The sequence below is a fragment of the Methylobacterium sp. E-012 genome (genome assembly GCF_057836545.1).
Window position 1 is genome coordinate 2586907 of sequence record NZ_JBYQEY010000001.1, and the last position, 20056, is coordinate 2606962.

A 20056-nucleotide genomic window follows, 5' to 3' on the forward strand; every position below is an offset into this window, starting at 1 on the left:
CCGGTGTCAGAGAACGTCTCCTCCCTTCTGTATATCGTCGCTGGCGTCCTGTTCATCATGGCGCTGCGGGGGCTCTCGCACCCCACCACCTCCCGGCAGGGCAACCTGTACGGCATGATCGGCATGGGGCTGGCGATCCTGACCACCCTGGTCGGCCATCCGCCGGCCGGGTTCGGCGCCTGGATCCTGGTTCTGCTGGGTCTCGGCATCGGCGGCGGCGCCGGCGCCGTGATCGCCAAGCGCGTGCCGATGACCGCCATGCCCCAGCTGGTGGCGGCCTTCCACTCTCTGGTCGGCCTGGCAGCGGTGTTCGTGGCGGCGGGCGCCCTTTACGCGCCGCAGGCCTTCGGCATCATCGAGAACGGCCACTTCCACAAGCAGTCGCTGTTCGAGATGGGGCTCGGCGTCGCCATCGGCGCCATCACCTTCACCGGCTCGGTGATCGCCTTCGCCAAGCTCGACGGGCGGATGTCCGGCAAGCCGATCATGCTACCCCAGCGCCATCTCATCAACGCGCTGCTGGCTGCCGGCCTTGTGCTGCTGATCGCCCTGTTCATCGGCACCGAGTCGAAGGCCCTGTTCTGGCTGATCGTCATCGTCGCGCTGGTGCTCGGCGGCCTGATCATCATCCCGATCGGCGGCGCCGACATGCCGGTGGTCGTGTCGATGCTCAACTCCTACTCGGGCTGGGCCGCGGCGGGGATCGGCTTCACCCTGGGCAATCTCGCGCTGATCATCACCGGCTCGCTGGTGGGCTCCTCGGGCGCGATCCTGTCCTACATCATGTGCCACGCGATGAACCGGTCGTTCATCTCGGTCATCCTCGGCGGCTTCGGCGGCGATGCCGCGGCGTCCGCCGCCGGCGGGCAGGTCGAGACGCGGCCCGTGAAGCAGGGCTCGTCGGACGATGCCGCCTACATCATGAAGAACGCCGAGCGGGTCATCATCGTCCCGGGCTACGGCATGGCGGTCGCCCAGGCGCAGCATTCGCTCCGCGAGATGGCCGACATGCTCAAGAAGGAGGGCGTCGACGTGAAATACGCCATCCACCCGGTGGCGGGCCGCATGCCGGGCCACATGAACGTGCTCCTCGCGGAGGCCAACGTGCCCTACGACGAGGTGTTCGAACTCGAGGACATCAACGGCGAGTTCCCGCAGGCGGACGTCGCCTTCGTGATCGGCGCCAACGACGTCACCAACCCGGCGGCCAAGACCGACAAGGCCTCGCCGATCTACGGCATGCCGATCCTCGACGTGGAGAAGGCCAAGACCGTGCTGTTCATCAAGCGCGGCATGGGCTCCGGCTACGCGGGCGTCGAGAACGAGGTGTTCTTCCGCGACAACACGATGATGCTGTTCGGCGACGCCAAGAAGGTCGTCGACAACATCCTCAAGGCACTCTGAAGCGCCGACCCGCGCGCGGTCGGCCGGGGCGGGCAGCGATGCCCGCCCCGTCTCGTTTCAGGGATTGGTCGTCTCGGCGCAGCCGGCTGTTGCGGTCAGGCCCGGGATTCCGTGATCCGGCCCGTGTAGGATGGCCCCGTGTCCTGCGCCGCGCTCCTCGCCGATCCGCCGCCCTTCCTGGGTGTCGCCGCCTCCGTGACCGGCCGACGCTGGCAGGAGCGTTGCGGCGGCGCGGCCGTCCAGAACCACATCGCCAAGATGGTGCAGGCCCACGGGCTGCCGGAGCTGCTCGCCCGCGTCCTCGCCGGCCGGGGCGTGGCCCCGGAGGACGCCGCGCGTCACCTCGCCCCGCGCCTGCGCGACCTGATGCCGGATCCCGACACGCTGCTCGACATGGACGCGGCCGTCCGCCGCCTCATGCGCGCCGTGCGGCGGCGGGAGACCGTGGCGGTGTTCGGCGATTACGACGTCGACGGTGCCGCGAGCGCCGCCCTCCTGGCCGGCTATCTCCGCAGCCTCGGCCTTCAGGTGCCGATCCACATCCCGGACCGGATCACCGAGGGTTACGGTCCCAACATCGCGGCGATCACCGCGCTCGCGGCGGACGGCGCGACCCTGCTGGTCTGCGTCGATTGCGGGACCAGCGGCCACGGCCCCCTGGAGGAGGCCGAGAAATCGGGCCTCGACGTGATCGTCCTCGATCACCACGCCGCCGCCGAGGTGCTGCCCCCGGCCCGCGCCGTGGTGAATCCGAACCGCCTCGACGATCTCTCGGGCCTCGGCCATCTCTGCGCGGCCGGTGTTGTGTTCCTGACCCTCGTCGCCCTCAGCCGCGCCCTGCGGCAGGAGGGATTCTTCGGCCCGGACCGCCCCGAGCCGGTCCTGACCGATGCCCTCGACCTCGTGGCCCTCGCCACCGTCGCCGACGTGGTGCCGCTCACCGGCCTCAACCGGGCCTTCGTGACCCAGGGGCTGACGGTGATGCGCCATCGCGGCCGGACCGGCCTGACGGCGCTCCTCGACGCCGCCTCGCTCAGCGAGCCGCCCGAGGCGTGGCACCTCGGCTTCGTGCTCGGGCCGCGCATCAATGCCGGCGGTCGCATCGGCGATTCGGCCCTCGGCGCCCGGCTGCTGACCACGGCCGATCCGCACGAGGCCACCCGTATCGCCGCCGATCTCGATCACTTGAACCGCGAGCGTCAGGCCATCGAAGCGCAGGCCGTGATGGAGGCCGAGGCCGAGATGGACCACGCGGTGACCCGCGATCCCGCCCGGGCCGTGCTGGTCGCGGCGAACGCGGCATGGCACCCGGGCATCGTCGGCCTGATCGCATCGCGGCTGAAGGACCGTTTCAACCGGCCGGCCTTCGCCTTCGCGATCCGTCCGGACGGCAGCGCCACCGGCTCGGGCCGTTCGATCCCCGGGGCGGATCTCGGGCTCGCGGTGCGCGCCTGCGTGGAGGCCCGGATCGCCAGCAAGGGCGGCGGGCACGCGATGGCGGCGGGCGTGACCCTGCGGGCCGACGACATTCCGCGCTTCGAGGCGCATCTCACCGCCCTCCTCGGGGCCAGCATCGCCCTGGCACGGTCGGCGGAGGCCCTGCTGATCGACGGAGGACTCAGCGCCGGCGGCGCCACGGCCGAGACCGTCCGGCTGCTCCAGCGGGCCGGCCCGTTCGGACAGGGCGCGCCGGAGCCGGTCTTCGCCCTCGGACGGCACCGGCTCGTCGATGCGGCCTTGGTCGGGTCGAGCCATGTCCGGGCGCGCCTGCGCAGCCGCGATGGGCAAGCCGTGGGGGCGATCTGCTTCCGGGCCGCGGAGCGGCCCCTCGGCCTCGCCCTGCTGAACGGGATCGGGCGCGAGATGCACGTCGCCGGCACCCTGTCGTGCGACCGTTGGCGCGGTGCCGAACGGGCGCAGCTGCGGATCGTGGATCTGGCGGTTGCGGATCCCTGATCGGCTTCAGGCGCCGGCCATCACCAGCGCCCAGAACCGCTTGTAGCGGGTGCCGGGGGCGTCCACCCGGGCGATGCCGATCCGGCGGATCTGCGGGATCAGCATGTTCCTGTTGTGCTCGGGGCTGGCCTTCCACCGGGCGAGCACCTGCTCCAGGGTCTCGGAGCCGGCGCTGAGGTTCTCGGCCGCATAGGACTTCGCCAGACCCGCCGACGCCATGCGCGACGTGAAGCTGCCGCCGATCTCGTGGCTGAGCTGCCCGTTGCGGGCATTGTTGCCCGCCTGGAAGGCCGCCGCCTTGACCAGGGTCGGATCGACGATCACCGGGCTCAACCCGTGCTGGACGCGGTAGGCCGAGATCGCCGCCGCAGCCGCGACCTCGTCCAGAACCGTGGTCTGCGTCGCGTTCTCGACGCTCGGCTCGGGGGTGAAGGACAGGCCGCCGCATCCGGCGAGGGCGAGCAGCAAGGCGGCGGCGAGGGTGCGGGTGAGGATCGGCACGGTCCGGACAGCGGGTTCGAGGAAATCGCCAGCCTCCCTCCGGCCGCCTTGCGGCGAAAGCGCGGCGGGCTCGGAGGGGCGCGGTCCGTTGGCCACGGTCGTGGCCGCGGCGCCACGCCCGGTGCGGTCAGGCCGCCAGGGCGTTGCCCCCGAGCATCGCCGGCGCGAAGGCGCGCAGGAGATCGGTGTCGAGATGGCCATGGCTCTCGACCATGATGGCCAGGGCCTCCGCGGCGGTGGCGGGCTGCCGATAGGTGCGGCGCTCGGTCAGGGCCGAGAACACGTCGCAGATGCTGACGATCCGGACGAGGTCGGTGACGGCCGCGCCTGCGAGGCGGTCCGGGTATCCCTTGCCGTCGAGCCGCTCGTGATGGTGGCGCACCACGTCGATCACCGCGCCCTCGAACTCCCCCTGCGCCAGCAGCAGGGCGGCGCCGATATCGGGATGGCGCTGCATCAGCCGCAATTCCTCGGGATCAAGCGGCCCCGGCTTGTTGAGGATCTCGACCGGGATCCGCGACTTGCCGATGTCGTGCAGCAGGGCGGCGCGAACGAGCCGACTGAGATCGCCGCGGCTCAGGCCGATCTGCGATCCGAAGGTCGCGGCGTGGCCGGCGACGCCGAGCGTATGCTGATACACGCCGATATCGTGGCGCCAGACCGCGTCGAGCCAGGCGCCGATACCCGCTTCCGACACGGCGGCGAGCACCAGTTCGGTCCCCCGTTCGACATCGGCCCGCTGGAGCCCGGCACCGAGGGCGGCGCTGTCGAACAGTTCGGTCACGATCGCGGTGGCGCCGGTCACCTGCTCCAGCAATCGTCGCTCACGCGTCGCCACCGATCGCGTCGCCTCCTCGATCATGGCGAAGGCGTTCGCCAGGACGATCTGGCGCGGAGCGGCGGCGGGAATCTGACGCAGATGCGGGGCGGGCGGCATCGGACCTGCGCCGCGGGCCAGGACCAGACGCGGCACCGGCGGCCGCGGGAAGGTGAGGGCCGGTTCGAGCGCGGCGGCCCGGTCCGGCGGCACGTCGAGGAGGATGAGGTGAGGCCGCGCGGTCGGGATCGCGGCCTGGGGCGCGAGGGCGCGGCAATCCATCACCAGCGCGATGGCCCGCTCCAGCGCCGCCCGCTCCGTCGGCCGATCGGAGATCAGCAGGACGAACGGCTGGTTCAATGTTCCATCTGTCGCGCCGAGGGCCAACACGGTTGCTCCCCCGCCCGCTTGGTCAACGATGCGTTGACCCTAACGGGAAGTTCCGAGGAAAGTGTTAACCCTAAGCAGTCAGCGCGATCCGAGCAATCGATGTCAGGCGAGTCTGGCGCTGCCCACGGCGCGCGCGGGCGTGGTGGCGGCGCGATCCGAATCACCGGCCGGGCTCACGAAATCCGCGAACTTGACGGTGAGGACGGCCTGGCAGGCCGCGAACGCGACGAAGATCAGAGCGAAGCTGGCGATCATGGGGGGCACTCCGAAGCGGCGGGACAGGCCGTATGTTGCGATGCGGTAGATGTCATGCCGCTCCGCAAACTGGTATACCAGATACGGAATGCCGACCATGCCGCCGGTGCATGACGCGCCGTCAGGGCTCAAAACACCGGTTCGCGATGTCGTCGGACGGGCGCGGGGTACAGAGTGCCGAGGTCGCGGACCGCGCCCGTCTTGACGCGATGCTGCGGTGCGGTCGGCCGATGCCCCGGCGAAACCTCACTGATCGCAGCATCGCCTGCGACATAGTCCCGTTCAGGCGCGACCGCTTTCCATAACCGGGCGGCATGCGGATGCGCTCGGCGCTCCCCGAGGGGGCAGTCCAGCTGCGATCAGTCGAGGTAATCGCCGTAGGTGTCGACGTGCTGGGCGAGGCCGAGCCCGTGCTCGCGCACGAGCCGCTCGGCCAGGTCGGCATCCCGGGCTTCGAGCGCGGCGATGATGGCCACGTGCTCGCGGATCGACCGCTCCGCCCGATCGCCCTGGCGCAGCGCCGTGCTGCGGATGCCGCGGACATGCATCAGGAGATTGCTCGTGAGGTCGGCGATCGCCTCGCAATGGCCGAGCGCGATGATCCGCTGATGGAAGCGGATGTTGGCATCCGAGTATTCGTCGATGTGTTCGGACGGTTGGCCTTCGTAAAACTCCGGGAACGAATCCCGCAGGGACCGCAACTGCGCATCCGTGGCTCCGGTACAGGCCAGCCGGGCCGCCATGCTCTCCAGCGCCGTCCAGGCGTGGATCATGCCGACGATCTCGCGCTTGTTCTTCTTGATCACGAACACGCCGCGCCGCGCCTCCGAGCGGACGAAGCCCTCCTGCTCAAGAACCGTCAGCGCCTCGCGCACCGGTGTGCGGCTGACGCCCAGATCTTGCGAGAGCTTGCGCTCGTCGAGCCGCACCTCGTCCGGCCGCCCATAGATGTCCATGTTGGTGATGGCTGTCTTGAGTGCCTCATAGGCCAAGGTCCGGAGACTTGAACTGGCAACGATCGGCTTGACGCTCAGCGGTTCGGAGTTCGACATCCCTGGTCCGGCGGCTCACATGCATGATGTACCGCACGCATTCTCAGTCGTGCGCGTCTCTGTGGACTAACGCAAACCTTATCCGGATCCTAGTCGAGCTCGGACCACGCCCACAGACCTCTGACGGCGACGTGATGCCCGGAGCGCACACCGTCGCAAGACACCGCCGCCGGGCCATGTCTGGCTTCACGTCCCGGACTGCCTCTTTAATCCCGAGCCGGGACCATGTATTTTTCTGCAAGTTCGATTGACACGAACCCGCAATATAAGCACCATTCTGCTGGCATACCGTCGACCAATTGTTGTCGAAGTCGTTCGAGCAACACGACTTCGGACCGGAAGACTTAATTTTTCGGTGACGCAAGAATTTTTCAACGCATGGCGGTCGCTTTGCTCTGCCGCTGCGTAGCATGGCGGGGCATACAGACCGCACGAGATCATCGACAACAATAAAACTGGCTGGGAGGGAAGCGAATGTCTGAGATCCGCAGACTCGTGGGGCGCGGCCGCTGGCTGCAACTCGCCTTCGGCGTCGTCTGCATGTGCATGATCGCCAACATGCAGTACGGCTGGACCTTCTTCGTCAATCCGATGCAGGAGCGCCACGGCTGGGACCGGGCGGCGATCCAGGTCGCCTTCACGCTGTTCGTGGTCACGGAGACGTGGCTGGTCCCGATCGAGGGCTGGTTCGTCGACAAGTACGGTCCGCGCATCGTCACCCTGTTCGGCGGGCTGCTCTGCGGCGTCGCCTGGGTGATGAACGCCTACGCCGACACCCTCACCATGCTCTACATCGCCGCCGCGATCGGCGGGACCGGGGCCGGCGCGGTCTACGGGACCTGCGTGGGCAACTCGCTGAAGTGGTTCCCGGACCGCCGCGGCCTCGCCGCCGGCATCACCGCGATGGGCTTCGGCGCCGGCTCGGCGCTGACCGTCGTGCCGATCCAGGCGATGATCAAAGCCCAGGGCTACGAGGCCGCGTTCTTCGCCTTCGGCATCGGGCAGGGCGTCATCGTCATGCTGATCGCGCTGTTCCTGCGGGCGCCGGCCAAGGGTCAGGTCCCGGATGTCGCCCGGGTCAGCCAGTCGAAGCGCGACTTCAAGCCCTCCGAGATGGTGCGCACGCCGATCTTCTGGGTGATGTACGCCATGTTCGTCATGATGGCCGCCGGCGGCCTGATGGCGACCGCGCAGCTCGGCCCCATCGCAAAGGACTTCAAGATCGCCGACGTGCCGGTCTCGCTGCTCGGGATCACGCTGCCGGCGCTGACCTTCGCGGCGACCCTCGACCGGGTGCTCAACGGCGTCACGCGGCCGTTCTTCGGCTGGGTCTCCGATCATATCGGGCGCGAGAACACGATGTTCGTCGCCTTCGCCATCGAGGGGCTCGGCATCTACGCGCTCAGCCAGCTCGGCCAGAACCCGATCGCCTTCGTGCTGCTGACCGGCCTCGTGTTCTTCGCCTGGGGCGAGATCTACTCCCTGTTCCCCGCCACCTGCGGCGACACCTTCGGGTCGAAATACGCGGCCACCAATGCCGGCCTGCTCTACACCGCCAAGGGCACGGCGGCGCTCATCGTCCCGTATACCAGCGTGCTCACGACCATGACCGGAAGCTGGCACACGGTGTTCCTGGCGGCCGCCGCGCTCAACATCCTGGCGGCCCTGCTGGCGCTCTTCGTGCTGAAGCCGATGCGCGCGGCCTACACCAGGAAGCGGGACACCAGCCTCGCCCCGGCGCTGGCCCAGTAACCCGCCGCGCGCACACCGGAGAGCCCGGCGCCTTTACGGCGTCGGGCTTTTGCGCCTACCCGGGGCCGGGCCTTCCGGAGATCGGTCATGGACAGGGACGAGCGCAGCGCGCGGGAGAGCGTCGTGGCGGCGGCGCGGGATCTCGACGCGCAGGGGTTGAACCGCGGCACCTCCGGCAACGTCTCGGTGCGCTTCCGCGACGGCCTGCTGATCACGCCCTCGGGCCTGCCCACGGCGCGGATGGGGCCGGACGACGTGGTCCCCATGGCCCTCGACGGCACGCACCCACCGGATCAGAAGCCCTCATCGGAATGGCGCTTCCATCGCGACATCCTCGCGTCCCGGCGGGATTGCGGCGCCGTCGTCCATGCACATCCGGTCTACTGCACGGCCTTCGCCCTGTGCCGGAGGGAGATCCCGGCGGTCCACTACATGATCGCGGCCTTCGGGGGGCCGAACGTGCGTTGCGCCCCCTATGCGCCCTACGGCACCGCGGAGCTGTCGGATCTCGCGCTCGCCGCGCTCGCCGACCGCACGGTCTGCCTCCTGGCCAATCACGGCATGATCGCCGCGGGGGCGAGCCTGGAGAAGGCCCTCTGGCTCGCCGTCGAGTTGGAGACGCTCTGCCACCAATACGCGGTGGCGCTTCAGGTCGGCACGCCGACGATCCTGTCCGATCACGAGATCGGCACAACGGTCGAACGCTTCCGCGGCTATGGGCTGAATGCCGCCGGACCGGATCGGGACCGCGGTTGAGAGCTTTCGGCCGCCTCAGCGGCCGAGCGTCTGACCGACTGCGAGCCCCGTCTCCTTGGCATACTCGGCGGCCGAGACCTTCTTGCCGCCCTCCGCCTTGACCTTGCGGATCGCGATCCGGCCGCCCTGCGCGCAGACGCTGAACCCGTCCTCATCGACGGCGATCACCTCGCCGGGCTTGCCCTTCACGTCGGCCAGCCGCCGTACCGGGTGCAGGCAGGCATCGAAGATCTGGAGCTTCCGGCCATCGAGGGTGGTCCAGGCCCCGGGGGCAGGGTTGGCCGCGCGGATCAGGTTGTAGATCTGCTCGGCATGGGCCGACCAATGGATCTCGGCCTCGGCGGCGCGGAACCAGCCCTCGTAGGTCGCCGCGTCCTCATCCTGATCGACCTCGATGTGCTGGCCGGCCACGACGAGGTCGGCCGCTTCGAGCATCGCGTCCACCCCCATCGGGAAGAGGGCATCGAAATAGACCTCGCCCAACGTCGCATCTGCGCCGATGGGGCAGGTCTTCTGGAGGATCACCGGCCCCTCATCGAGCCCGTCCGTCGGCCGGAAGATCGTGAGGCCCGTCTGGACATCGCCCCGGGCGATCGGCCAGTTGATCGACGATGGCCCGCGATAGCGCGGCAGCAGGCTCGGATGATACTGGATCGTGCCGTGCTTCGGGATGGTGACGAAGCTCTGAGGCGCGAACTGCAGGACATAGGCCATGATGCCGATATCGGCGTCGAGGCCGCGCATCGCCGCCTCGGCCTCGGGACTCTTCAGGCTCGGGAACTGGAAGACCGGGAGCCCCTTCTCCTCCGCCGCGGTCTTCAGGACGTCCGGCTTCGCGCCCGGTTTCTCCGGCGCGCAGAAGACGGCGGCCACCGTGTCGCCCCGCTTCAGGAACGCCTCCAGCACGGCTTTTCCGAAATCCTGCTGACCGATGAAGGCGATGCGCATGCAAGCTCCTGAGCGTCGTCCCACCCGGGCCGTGGGGACAGATGAGGAAACTCCGAGCGGAGCGAGACCCGTCCCGATATGCGGTCATCGGCGCTCGGAGACGGACGATGCGACTCAAAACAGCAGGTCGTCGCGCCGGTTCCGATATCCGAGACGCGGCGCTTCGGGCGGCCCGACCAGGCCGCCCAGGGTGACCGCGATATCCGATCGCCGCCGTTGGCGGCGGCGATTAGTTCATTCCGCAGCGATCTTCTGGACCGACCCGATCGCCCCCGAATTCGCGATCTCGTCGAACTCCGATTCGGAGTAGCCGAGCACGCTGCGCAGGATCTCCTCCGTGTGCTCGCCGAGCAGCGGCGAGCGCACCACGTCGCTCGGGCTCGCCGAGAGCTTGATGGGGTTGCCCACCGTCAGGTACTTGCCGCGGGTCGGGTGATCGACCTCCACGATGGTGCCGGTCTTCCGCAGGGCCTCGTCCTCGGCGATCTCCTTCATCGACAGGATCGGCCCGCAGGGGATGTCGTGCTTGTTCAGGGTGTCCATCGCCTCGAACTTCGACACCTTCATCGTCCACGCCTCGATCCGCGTGAAGATCTCGTTGAGGTGCGGCAGGCGCGCCTTCGGCGTCGCATAGTTCGGATCGGCCTTCCAGCCGGGCTCGCCGATGATGTCGCAGATCGGCTCCCAGACCGCGGCCTGGGTGATCACGTAGATGTAGGCGTTGGGATCCTGCTCCCAGCCCTTGCAGCGCAGGATGCGGCCGGGCTGGCCGCCGCCGGAATCGTTGCCCGCCCGCGGGGTCGCCTCGCCGAACGCGATGCCCTCGCCGAACTGGCTGTACTCCTTCAGCGGGCCATGCTCCAGACGCTGCTGGTCGCGCAGCTTCACCCGGCACAGGTTGAGCACGCCGTCCTGCATGGCGCAGTCGACCTTCTGGCCGAGGCCGCTCTGGGTGCGGTGGTAGAGGGCGGTCACGATGCCGAGGGCGAGGTGCAGCCCGGTTCCGGAATCGCCGATCTGCGCGCCGGTGACCATCGGGATGCCGTCACGGAATCCGGTGGTCGAGGCCGAACCGCCCGCGCATTGGGCGACGTTCTCGTAGACCTTGCAATCCTCGTAGCGGCCGGGCCCGAAACCCTTGACGGAGGCCAGGATCATCCGCGGGTTGGCCGCGTGGATCTTCTCCCAGGTCAGGCCCATCCGGGCGAGCGCCCCGGGGGCGAAATTCTCGACGAGCACGTCGCATTCCGCGATCAGGCGCCAGAGGATTTCCTTGCCCTTCGGATTCTTCGAATCCAGCGTGATCGAGCGCTTGTTGTGGTTCAGCATCGTGAAATAGAGGCTGTCCACGTCCGGGAGGTCCTGGAGCTGCTGGCGCGTGGCGTCGCCCACGCCGGGCCGCTCGACCTTGATCACGTCGGCACCGAACCAGGCGAGGAGCTGGGTGCAGGTCGGGCCGGATTGAACGTGGGTGAAGTCCAGGATGCGGACGCCTTCGAGGGCCTTGGTCATGATCGGTCTCGGAGCTGGGGGCGGTCGTCGGGATTTGGAGGCGCGGATCAGGCCGCGGGCGCGGAGGGCCGGCGGGTTCCCCGGGGGCGCGTTGCGCGGCGCGGGGTATCTGGGCCGGCTCGTCCCATCCTCGAACGGGTCATGTCTGCACTCCCTCCCGACGCGCAGTCCCGTCGTGAACGCGAGACCGTCATGCCGACCCCCGGGTTACGGGTCCGACGATATGTATACCACATGCCATTTGGCCGAAGCGAGAGCCATTCTGGCTGGCGCAATCGTGGCCGGCTACGCACGGTAAGCCGGCCCGGTGCCGGGCCCAGCGCGCTGGCGGACCCAACCCGGGGATGGCGGCACACCCTTGGCATTTGAGCCGAAGCGGTTCATGATTTCGACAAAATCCGCAGCCGGCCGAACGACGCGATGCTGCAGGAGGAACGCCCATGCTCGCCAGCACCAGCCTGATCAAATCGTCCTGGATCGCCGTCGACGTCGCCCAGGACCGGGCCGAGCGGGTGCTCGTGGTCGAGACGTACATCGCGGTCAGCCCGCTGGAACCCAATTTCGACGCGGCACAATACGAGCGTGTGCTCGCCTGCGTACAGAATGTGCTCAAGACCCACCCGGAGATCGACCGCGCGTCGATCCTGAGCATGCACCGCGGCTCCGGCTGCACGGCCCTGTTCCGCGAGGCGCCGGTGACGGCAAAGCAGCCCGCAGCGGCCTGAGACGGGTCAGGTTTCCTCTGCGGCCGCGCCGCCCGTGATCCCCGACGATTCCAGGGCAACCCGGGCCGCGTGGAACCACCAGAGCGGGATATCGCGATTGGCCTTCGTCAGTTCCGAGGCCCAGCCCTCCTTGGGCATGACCTCCGCCCGATCGGCGAACAGGCGCAGAGCCGCCTCCGCCCGCTCCCGTCGGCAGCGCTCGCGGATCGCGTCCCGCTCCGCCGCGGCCCGGACCTCCGCCTGCTCGACGAGGCGCCGGGTGGCGAGGTCGTCCGCGTCGAAGGCGAATTGCTGCCAGAACGCCTCGGCCTCCCGCGCGACGTCACGCTCACGCCCCATCCGCGCGAGCGCCGCCTCGGCCGCGTCCCGGGCCAATTCGGCGGCCTCTGCGCGGCTCAGCATCCGGTTGTTGGCCTCGAGCAACTCCCGTTCCCGCTCCGGCGCCATCCGCTGGCGCCGGAGCACGCGCAGCTCCTCTTCCCGAGCAGCCTCTTCCGCCGCGGCGGCGAGCAGCGGGGCGAGGGGACCGGCGGCCAGGGCGTCGGCGCGCTGAAGATAGCGCTCGCGCCGGCCCGAAAGTCCGTCTTCTAAGGCCTCATCGTCCCAGGCCGGACGATCAGGGTGACTGCTGCGATCGCACTCGTACAGGGCGCGTGCCAGGGCATTGCGCAGAGGGTCCGGAAGCGGCGCCGCAGCGTGCTCGTTCATGAACCTGCATTCGCGAAGGGCGATCGACACAGCTTACAACGCGGCGGGGCGAATAAAGAGACCAGGACGGCGCCGCGGGGATGAATTTTTCGACACGCCGTCATCGATGCGCGCCGCGAGACGCGTCGAATCGCTGCCTTACCTGAGCGTTCCGACGCTTGGGTAAAAAAGACAGCGCCGATTCGACAGATCACCGCTCGGCTACCGCCGCTGCAGGTCTTGGGCAAAGCGCATCTCGAGATCCGAGAACGCACGGCGTTCTTCGCGCGAACGCGTGAGATCATGGTGCGGTGCCGATGCCGTCGAGGCAGGTCACGCTCCCCGGTCCGCCGCACAGGGATGTTCATACAGCGCTTCCGGATGCAGGCAATGGGCGGACCCTCGCGCGTTTCGCTCCCTCCTCTGCGGGCTACGAAGTTCCGAGATCTCCTGCTGCAAGGCGCGACGCGCGCTCCTCCCCGTTGCGACTACGGGCGACACAGGTCTGAGGTCTCAGCGAGCGCGCCGGTCAGATCGGCGGGGCTCGGGTTCCCTCTTCCGAGCGGGAGAGGGGGCCTGTCGCGCTGCGTCATGAGCCGCGTGCCGTAAACCTGTGTCGCCTGTAGCTTTGCGGGGAGGCGTTGGCGGTGGGGGTGGCACAGAAAGCACCGCAGCAACGGATCCTGAGCCACCCCCACCCCTGACCCCTCCCCGCAAGGGGGAGGGGAAAAGCGCACCCTTTCAAAATTTTAGTGTCAGCCGGAGAAGCGTGAATCCGGTAGCCTCTGCGGGGGAGGGCGCGTGGCAGGTCTGGACTGCCGTACCCGTCGACCGGGCGATGGACCGAAACCCGAAATCCGGTTCCGATCGGCCCACCGCCGGCTGTCTCCGCCCGAAGCGTTGCCCGGAAAAACGCCGGCTCCCGGGTGCGCGACGGTGCGCCGGAATCGATGCTCCGCATGCCGGCTCATATCGTGTGGCGCGTGTCACGGACGCGGGCTAAACCGGGGCGTGCGCCCGTCGCGCGGCGATGCATCCCATGATCCATACCGGCTACAATCCGGCGCTCGTCGCCCTGTCGATCGGCCTCTCGGTCTTCGCCTCATACACGGCGCTCGAACTCGCGGCGCGCATCCGCGGGGCGGCCCCGGGACCGCGCTGGTCTTGGGTCGCGGGTTCCGCCCTGGCGATGGGCGGCGGCATCTGGGCGATGCACTTCGTCGGGATGCTCGCCTTCGACATGGGCGTTCGGGCCACCTACCATCTCGGCCTGACTCTGCTCTCCCTGGTGATCGCCGTCGCGGCGACCGGGATGGCGTTCGCGTGGGTCGCCGACAAGGACGCGCAGCCGGCGGCCGTCCTAGTCGCGGGACCGCTCATGGGCCTCGGCATCGCCGGGATGCACTACACCGGCATGGCGGCGCTGCAGATCCCCGGGGACCTCGCCTACAACCCGTCCATCGTCGCGGTCTCCGTCGCGATCGCGGTGACCGCGGCCACCGCCGCCCTGCGCCTCGCGTTCCGCCAGCACGGCGTCGGGCAGAGGCTGCTCGCGGCCGGCGTCATGGGGCTGGCCGTGGCCGGGATGCACTATACCGGCATGGCGGCGGCGACCGTCACGGCGGTGGCGGCCGGTGCCCCCGCCGCCCATGCCGCGATGCTGCCGCAGGGACAGCAGAACCTCGCGCTCTACGTCGCCGGGGCGACCTTCTTCATCCTGTTCCTGGCGATGCTGGGGTCGTCCCTCGACCAGCAGCGGGTCCAGCGCGACCTCCAGGCCAGCGAGGCCCGGTTCCGGGCCGCGATCCAGGCCGTCCGCGGCGTGCTCTGGACCAACGATGCCGCCGGCCGGATGATCGGCGAACAGCCGGGCTGGAGCACCCTCACCGGTCAGACCCGCGCCCAGTATCAGGGCTACGGCTGGGCCGACGCGGTTCATCCGGAGGATGCCCAGGCCACGGTCCATGCCTGGAACGAGACCGTCCGAACCCGGACGACCTTCAACCACGAACATCGGGTGCGCATGGCGGACGGGAGTTGGCGTCACTACGCGATCCGCGCCATCCCGGTGCTCGACGCGCGCGGCGCCATCCGCGAGTGGGTCGGGGTCCACACGGACATCACCGAGCAGCGGGAGGCCGAGGCCGAGCTTCGGGAGTCGAACGAGGAGATCCAGCGCTACGCCTATATCGTCAGCCACGATCTGCGGGCGCCGCTGGTCAACGTCATGGGCTTCACCAGCGAGCTGGAGGCGACGCGGGTCGAGTTGCGCGCGGCCCTGTCCGGGCACCCGCAGGCCGAGCGGATCGACGCGGATTTCGGCGAGGCGCTCGGCTTCATCAAGGCGGCGGTCAACCGCATGGAGAGTCTGATCGCCGCCATCCTGAAGCTGTCCCGGGAGGGGCGGCGGCAGTTCATGCCGGAATCCCTGGACATGACGGCCCTGCTCCAGGGCCTCGCGGACGCGCACAGGCACCAAGCCGAGGCGGCCCGCGCGATCGTGACGGTGGCGCCCGACCTGCCGCGGATCGTCGCCGACCGGCTCGCGATCGAGCAGATCTTCGGCAACCTGCTGGACAACGCCCTCAAGTACCTCGACCCGTCCCGCCCCGGGCAGATCGCCGTGACGGCCCGCGCGGCCGGCAGCCGGGGCATCTGTTTCTCCGTCACCGACAACGGCCGCGGCATCGCCGCCCGGGACCATGCCCGCGTGTTCGAACTGTTCCGCCGGTCCGGGGCGCAGGACCGGCCCGGGGAGGGCATCGGCCTCGCCCACGTCAAGGCGCTGGTGCGCTCCTTCGGCGGCCGGATCGAAGTCCGTTCGCAACTCGGCGCGGGCACGACCTTCGACGTGACCTTGCCGCGCGGTGCGTCTACAGCGGTCCGGGAGGATTCCGAACCGGCGCCCCTCGCCGCCGCATGAGCGTGGAGCGCCCCGTGCACCCCGTCAGCATCGTGATGATCGAGGACGACGAGGGTCATGCGCGGCTGATCGAGCGCAACATCCGCCGGGCCGGCGTCAACAACGAGATCGTGCCGTTCCAGGACGGAACCTCGGCGCTCAAGTACCTGCTCGGGCCGGACGGGTCCGGCGAGGCGAGCGCCCGGCGCCACCTGCTGATCCTCCTCGACCTGAACCTGCCGGACATGACCGGCCTGGACATCCTGGAGAAGGTCAAGGCGAACCCCCATACGCGGCGCTCGCCGGTGGTGGTGCTCACCACGACCGACGACAGCCGTGAGATTCAGCGCTGCTACGACCTCGGCGCGAACGTCTACATCACGAAGCCGGTGAACTACGAGGGCTTCGCCAACGCGATCCGCCAGCTCGGCCTGTTCTTCTCGGTGATGGAGGTTCCTGAGAACCCATGACCGCGGAGCACGCCGGCGCGGACCGGGCCGCCGCGGGGGCGCGGATCCTGTACATCGACGACGATCCGGGCCTCGGCCGCCTGGTCCGGCGGGCGCTGGAGGCGCGCGGCTACGCGGTGGAACTCTGCCCCAACGGCGCCGAGGGACTGGTCCGGCTCGCGCGGGGCGGGATCGACGCCGTGGCCCTCGATCATCACATGCCGGGCCAGACGGGGCTCGACCTGCTGCCGGAGATCCGGGCCCTTCCGGGGGCGCCGCCGGTCATCTACGTGACCGGCTCCGAGGACAGCCGCGTCGCCGTGGCCGCCCTGAAGGCGGGGGCGGTCGATTACGTCTGGAAGGACGTCCAGGGCCAGTTCCGCGAGCTCCTCGGCGAGGCCGTCGATACCGCCCTCCGGCAGGAGGCGCTGCGGCGGGACAAGGAGCGTGCCGAGGCCGAGATGCGCGAGGCCCGCGACCGGGCCGAATTGCTGCTGCGCGAGGTCAATCACCGGGTTGCCAATTCCCTGGCCCTGGTGGCGGCCCTGGCCCACATGCAGCGCAATGCCGTGACCGATCCGGCCGCCAAGGCGGCCCTCGACGAGATGCAGGCGCGGATCTCGGCGATCGCCGGCATCCATCGCCGCCTCTACACGTCGGACGACGTCGAATCCGTCGCGCTGGACGCCTATCTCGGCAGCCTCGTCGAGGAATTGCAGGCGGCCATGCGGGCGGACGGGCGGGACCACGCGATCCGCCTGACCGCCGCGCCGGTGCGGCTCTCCCCGGACAAGGCGGTGTCGGTGGGCGTGGTGGTGACCGAACTCGTCACCAACGCCTACAAGTATGCCTATCCCCTCGGGACGCCGGGGGAGATCCGGGTCGCCGTGGATCAGGACGGGGCCGACAACGTCCGCCTCGCGGTCGAGGACGACGGGATCGGCTGGACCGGGGAGGGGGAGATCCGCGGAACCGGACTCGGCTCGCGGATCGTGCGCGCCATGGCGACGAACCTGCGCTCCGCCCTCTCCTACGCACCAGGAAGTCCCGGCACCCGCGCCGTCCTGGCGTTCCGGGCCTGACCCGGCGGATCAGGACTCCGAACGGCCGGCGATGCGCTCGAGGGCGGCCAGCATCGGTTGCAGGTCCGCCTCCCCGAGGTCGTGGAAGCCGAGGGCCCGCCCCATGAACAGGCCCAGCACCGCGAAGAACAGCACGGAGCCTTCGCCCGGGCAGGCGCCCTCGATCCGGCCGAGACGGCCGAGCTGATCCGCCACGAAGGCGCGGTAATCCTGCAGGGCGTCCGGGGATTCGATCGAGGCGACGAGCAGGGCGCGGGACGATTCGTCGTCGTTGCCGTAATGCCCGCGGACATGCGCGACCATCGCCCGGGGAAGCTGCGACGGGCCGGGCGGGATCGCGGCCTCGCAGGCGGCGATCTCCTCCCGCAACTGGGCGAGCTTCCGGGCGACCAGCGCCGCGATCAGGGCGTCCTTCGATGCATAATGGTGCAGCACGCCGCCCTTGCTCAACCCCGCCTCGGCCGCGACCGCGTCGATGGTCAGGGCCCGTGAGCCCCCCTTCAGGAGGACCGCGGCGGCCGCTTCGAGGATGATCCCGGGCCGCTCCGCCAGCCGCTTGCGCTTCGCCTGCATCGAACACCTGCATTAAAAACCGACTGGACGGTATGTAACGATTGGGCTAGGAACGCGCCACGCCGATCTTATGAGCCCGGCCACCACGGTCGACCGCATGACCCGCCCCTCCGCCCACGATCCTGCCCGACTTCTCTGGGCGATAACGGTCTTCGGCTGGATCGGGTGCGCCCGCGCCGAGCCGATCGTCATCGGTGGCCCGACGCTGGCGCGTGTCAGGGTCATCGAGGCCCGCCGGACGCCGATGGCCTCCGAGGTGGTGCTCACGGGCGATATCCAGGCCCAGGCCCAGGTCAACGTGGCGTTCCGCACCAACGGCAAGGTCGCCGAGCGGCGGGTGGAGGTCGGCGACCACGTCGCGGCCGACCAGGTCCTGGCCGTGCTGGAGCCGCTGACCCAGCAGGCGAATCTCGACAACGCCCGGGCCGCGCTGAACTCGGCGGAGGCGCTGCTGACCCAGGCGAAGATGTCCTTCGAGCGCCAGAAGCAGCTCTTGGCCGGGGGCTTCACCACCCGCTCAACCTACGACAACGCCGAGCAGGAACTGCGCACGACCCAAGCCGCCGTCGATTCGGCGCGGGCCGCCCTCGGCACCGTGCAGGAGCAGTTCGCCTACACGGAACTCCGGTCCGGCGTCGCCGGGATCGTGACCAGCCGCAGCTTCGAGGTCGGTCAGGTCGTCCAGTCGGGCCAGACCGTGCTGGTCCTCGCGCAGGACGGGCCGCGGGACGCGGTGTTCAACGTCTACGAGTCGCTGCTCGCGCAAAAGCCGGCCGACAGCACCATCGCGGTGGCCCTGCAGGCCGATCCCACGGTCACGGCGACCGGGACGGTGCGCGAAGTGTCGCCGACCGTGGATTCCGCGAGCGGCACGGTCCGGGTGAAGATCGGGCTTCGGGCGACGCCGCCCGCCATGGGGCTGGGCGCCGTGGTGGTCGGACGCGGGCGGTTCGCCCCGCACGACACGGTGGTCCTGCCGTGGTCGGCGCTCTACCGCTACGACGGCCACCCCGCAGTGTGGATCTTCGATCCGGGGGCGCGGACCGTGTCGGTCCGCGCCGTGGAGATCGACCGGTTCGGGCCCGACATCATCGCGCTGAAGCGCGGCGTCGAGCCGGGGGAGCGCGTGGTCGTCGCCGGCATCCAGTTCCTGCGGCCCGGCCAGACCGTGGCGGCCGCCGAGATCGAGGGCGGCCGATGAGAACGCGCGCGATCCTGACCCTCGGCGCCGTCGCGGCGCTCGGCGGCTGCAACGATCGCGCCGGCGGCGCCGATCCCCATGCCGCCGCGCCCGTCAGGCCGGTGCTGACGCAGGTCGCCGAGCCGAGCGACAGGATCACCCTGGGCCCCTTCGCCGGCACCGTGGAGCCGCGCTATCAGGCCCAGCTCGGTTTCCAGATCCCCGGCCGGATGGTGGCGCGCGACGTCACGGTCGGCGACATCGTCACGAAGGGCCAGCGCCTCGCCGCGCTCGACGTCATCGTCACGCGCTTCGACCTGACCCGCGCCGAGGCCGACCTCGTCGATGCCCGCGCCCAGGCCGAGAACGCGGAATCCGCCGAGGGGCGGACCCGCCGCCTCATGGCGGGCAACAGCGTCGCGCAGGCCACCCTCGATCAGGCGGTGGCCAAGCGCGAGACCGCGCGGGCGCGGGTCGATCAAGCCCAGGCCAGTCTCCAGAAGGCCCGCGACCAGATGGGCTACACCGAGCTCAAGGCCGAGTTCGACGGCGTCGTCACGCAGCGCCAAGCCGAGATCGGGCAGGTGCTGAGCGCCGGGCAGGCCGTGGTGACCGTGGCCCGGCCGGAGGTGCGCGAGGCCGTGGTCGATATCCCGGAAGCCTATGTCGGCGCCTTGCCGCCGGACTGCACCTTCACCGTTGCGCTCCAGAGCGCCCCGGAACTGACCGCGACGGGCCGGGTGCGCGAGATCGCGCCGCTCGCCGAAGCGGGCACGCGCTCGAAGCGGATCCGCATCGCCCTGGACAATCCGGGGCCCGCCTTCCGCCTGGGCGCGACGGTCGACGTGGCGCTCACCAGCACGGTTCAGCGCCGCTTCCTGCTGCCGCCCTCGGCGCTGCTGGAGGAGGGTGGTCATCACGCGGTCTGGGTCGTCTCGGCCGACGGCAAGTCGGTGGCGCGCCGCGCGGTGATGCTGGCCGCCGGGCGCGACCACGCGGATCCGAGCCGCGTCGCGGTCATCGAGGGCCTCCAGGCCGGGGAGCGCGTCGTCATCGCCGGCGTCCACGCGCTGAGAGACGGTCAGGCCGTGCGCCTGGGCGACGGCGCCGTTTGA

At 69.8% G+C, this 20056-nt stretch carries 18 protein-coding genes; 10 read left to right on the forward strand and 8 right to left on the reverse strand.

Going from position 1 to position 20056, the window contains the following annotated elements:
* Window positions 1-3: 3 nt before the first annotated feature.
* Both AC3IF1_RS12315 and recJ read left to right on the forward strand, forming a co-directional pair.
* On the forward strand, window positions 4-1404 hold the full coding sequence (locus tag AC3IF1_RS12315) for an NAD(P)(+) transhydrogenase (Re/Si-specific) subunit beta (protein ID WP_243967091.1): 1401 nt from the start codon (window positions 4-6) through the stop codon (window positions 1402-1404).
* A gap of 138 nt (window positions 1405-1542) precedes the next feature.
* A complete protein-coding gene (gene recJ, locus AC3IF1_RS12320; RefSeq protein ID WP_489217742.1) occupies window positions 1543-3360 on the forward strand; it encodes a single-stranded-DNA-specific exonuclease RecJ in 1818 nt (605 codons plus the stop codon).
* Window positions 3361-3366: 6 nt separating this feature from the next.
* On the opposite strand, the gene AC3IF1_RS12325 is transcribed toward recJ, so the two are convergent.
* The 4 genes from AC3IF1_RS12325 to AC3IF1_RS12340 form a co-directional block, all read right to left on the reverse strand.
* Window positions 3367-3861, reverse strand: coding sequence for a CAP domain-containing protein (locus AC3IF1_RS12325; protein ID WP_243967177.1), 495 nt, complete (start codon window positions 3859-3861; stop codon window positions 3367-3369).
* 127 nt (window positions 3862-3988) lie between these two features.
* Window positions 3989-5038 (reverse strand): HD-GYP domain-containing protein, encoded by a 1050-nt coding sequence (locus AC3IF1_RS12330; protein WP_243967094.1) that lies wholly within the window; start codon window positions 5036-5038, stop codon window positions 3989-3991.
* Window positions 5039-5170: 132 nt separating this feature from the next.
* On the reverse strand, window positions 5171-5455 hold the full coding sequence (locus tag AC3IF1_RS12335; protein ID WP_489217743.1) for a hypothetical protein: 285 nt from the start codon (window positions 5453-5455) through the stop codon (window positions 5171-5173).
* 227 nt (window positions 5456-5682) lie between these two features.
* Window positions 5683-6375 (reverse strand): GntR family transcriptional regulator, encoded by a 693-nt coding sequence (locus AC3IF1_RS12340; protein WP_243967096.1) that lies wholly within the window; start codon window positions 6373-6375, stop codon window positions 5683-5685.
* A gap of 474 nt (window positions 6376-6849) precedes the next feature.
* On the opposite strand from AC3IF1_RS12340, the gene oxlT reads away from it, so the two are divergent.
* Window positions 6850-8127, forward strand: a complete 1278-nt coding sequence (oxlT, locus tag AC3IF1_RS12345) for an oxalate/formate MFS antiporter (protein WP_489217744.1) — start codon at window positions 6850-6852, stop codon at window positions 8125-8127.
* Between the two features lie 87 nt (window positions 8128-8214).
* Window positions 8215-8883, forward strand: a complete 669-nt coding sequence (locus AC3IF1_RS12350; RefSeq protein ID WP_489217746.1) for a class II aldolase/adducin family protein — start codon at window positions 8215-8217, stop codon at window positions 8881-8883.
* Between the two features lie 15 nt (window positions 8884-8898).
* Here the strand turns inward: AC3IF1_RS12350 and AC3IF1_RS12355 are convergent, their stop codons facing one another.
* On the reverse strand, window positions 8899-9831 hold the full coding sequence (locus tag AC3IF1_RS12355) for a methionyl-tRNA formyltransferase (RefSeq protein ID WP_489217748.1): 933 nt from the start codon (window positions 9829-9831) through the stop codon (window positions 8899-8901).
* Window positions 9832-10065: 234 nt separating this feature from the next.
* On the reverse strand, window positions 10066-11343 hold the full coding sequence (gene frc / locus AC3IF1_RS12360) for a formyl-CoA transferase (protein ID WP_489217749.1): 1278 nt from the start codon (window positions 11341-11343) through the stop codon (window positions 10066-10068).
* A 440-nt stretch (window positions 11344-11783) separates the two neighbouring features.
* Between frc and AC3IF1_RS12365 the strand changes: the two genes are divergently transcribed.
* Window positions 11784-12068: a hypothetical protein gene (locus AC3IF1_RS12365; protein WP_489217751.1), complete on the forward strand. Its 285-nt coding sequence runs from the start codon at window positions 11784-11786 to the stop codon at window positions 12066-12068.
* 6 nt (window positions 12069-12074) lie between these two features.
* On the opposite strand, the gene AC3IF1_RS12370 is transcribed toward AC3IF1_RS12365, so the two are convergent.
* Window positions 12075-12776, reverse strand: coding sequence for a hypothetical protein (locus tag AC3IF1_RS12370; protein ID WP_489217753.1), 702 nt, complete (start codon window positions 12774-12776; stop codon window positions 12075-12077).
* Between the two features lie 1009 nt (window positions 12777-13785).
* Here AC3IF1_RS12370 and AC3IF1_RS12375 point away from each other — a divergent pair.
* Genes AC3IF1_RS12375 through AC3IF1_RS12385 form a run of 3 tightly spaced genes read left to right on the forward strand, consistent with a single transcriptional unit; the run spans window position 13786 to window position 17188 of the window.
* On the forward strand, window positions 13786-15678 hold the full coding sequence (locus tag AC3IF1_RS12375) for an MHYT domain-containing protein (RefSeq protein WP_489217754.1): 1893 nt from the start codon (window positions 13786-13788) through the stop codon (window positions 15676-15678).
* On the forward strand, window positions 15675-16127 hold the full coding sequence (locus tag AC3IF1_RS12380) for a response regulator (RefSeq protein WP_243967105.1): 453 nt from the start codon (window positions 15675-15677) through the stop codon (window positions 16125-16127). The genes AC3IF1_RS12375 and AC3IF1_RS12380 overlap by 4 nt, the downstream gene beginning before the upstream one ends.
* Window positions 16124-17188: a sensor histidine kinase gene (locus AC3IF1_RS12385; RefSeq protein WP_489217755.1), complete on the forward strand. Its 1065-nt coding sequence runs from the start codon at window positions 16124-16126 to the stop codon at window positions 17186-17188. The genes AC3IF1_RS12380 and AC3IF1_RS12385 overlap by 4 nt, the downstream gene beginning before the upstream one ends.
* A 9-nt stretch (window positions 17189-17197) precedes the next feature.
* Here AC3IF1_RS12385 and AC3IF1_RS12390 read toward each other — a convergent pair whose 3' ends face one another.
* On the reverse strand, window positions 17198-17761 hold the full coding sequence (locus AC3IF1_RS12390; protein WP_489217757.1) for a TetR/AcrR family transcriptional regulator: 564 nt from the start codon (window positions 17759-17761) through the stop codon (window positions 17198-17200).
* Between the two features lie 70 nt (window positions 17762-17831).
* Here AC3IF1_RS12390 and AC3IF1_RS12395 point away from each other — a divergent pair, with 70 nt between their 5' ends.
* The gene (locus AC3IF1_RS12395) at window positions 17832-18962 is read left to right on the forward strand and encodes an efflux RND transporter periplasmic adaptor subunit (RefSeq protein ID WP_489217758.1); all 1131 of its coding nucleotides are present in this window, start codon (window positions 17832-17834) and stop codon (window positions 18960-18962) included.
* The gene (locus AC3IF1_RS12400; protein WP_489217759.1) at window positions 18959-20056 is read left to right on the forward strand and encodes an efflux RND transporter periplasmic adaptor subunit; all 1098 of its coding nucleotides are present in this window, start codon (window positions 18959-18961) and stop codon (window positions 20054-20056) included. Before AC3IF1_RS12395 ends, AC3IF1_RS12400 begins: the two co-directional genes overlap by 4 nt.

Coding starts and splice junctions, on each gene's coding strand:
- oxlT (WP_489217744.1), top strand. CDS start 6,850: ATGTCTGAGATCCGCAGACTCGTGGGGCGCGGCCGCTGGCTGCAACTC.
- AC3IF1_RS12390 (WP_489217757.1), bottom strand. CDS start 17,761: ATGCAGGCGAAGCGCAAGCGGCTGGCGGAGCGGCCCGGGATCATCCTC.
- AC3IF1_RS12395 (WP_489217758.1), top strand. CDS start 17,832: ATGAGCCCGGCCACCACGGTCGACCGCATGACCCGCCCCTCCGCCCAC.
- AC3IF1_RS12350 (WP_489217746.1), top strand. CDS start 8,215: ATGGACAGGGACGAGCGCAGCGCGCGGGAGAGCGTCGTGGCGGCGGCG.
- AC3IF1_RS12380 (WP_243967105.1), top strand. CDS start 15,675: ATGAGCGTGGAGCGCCCCGTGCACCCCGTCAGCATCGTGATGATCGAG.
- AC3IF1_RS12400 (WP_489217759.1), top strand. CDS start 18,959: ATGAGAACGCGCGCGATCCTGACCCTCGGCGCCGTCGCGGCGCTCGGC.
- AC3IF1_RS12340 (WP_243967096.1), bottom strand. CDS start 6,375: ATGTCGAACTCCGAACCGCTGAGCGTCAAGCCGATCGTTGCCAGTTCA.
- AC3IF1_RS12375 (WP_489217754.1), top strand. CDS start 13,786: ATGCATCCCATGATCCATACCGGCTACAATCCGGCGCTCGTCGCCCTG.
- AC3IF1_RS12365 (WP_489217751.1), top strand. CDS start 11,784: ATGCTCGCCAGCACCAGCCTGATCAAATCGTCCTGGATCGCCGTCGAC.
- frc (WP_489217749.1), bottom strand. CDS start 11,343: ATGACCAAGGCCCTCGAAGGCGTCCGCATCCTGGACTTCACCCACGTT.
- AC3IF1_RS12385 (WP_489217755.1), top strand. CDS start 16,124: ATGACCGCGGAGCACGCCGGCGCGGACCGGGCCGCCGCGGGGGCGCGG.
- AC3IF1_RS12355 (WP_489217748.1), bottom strand. CDS start 9,831: ATGCGCATCGCCTTCATCGGTCAGCAGGATTTCGGAAAAGCCGTGCTG.
- AC3IF1_RS12370 (WP_489217753.1), bottom strand. CDS start 12,776: ATGAACGAGCACGCTGCGGCGCCGCTTCCGGACCCTCTGCGCAATGCC.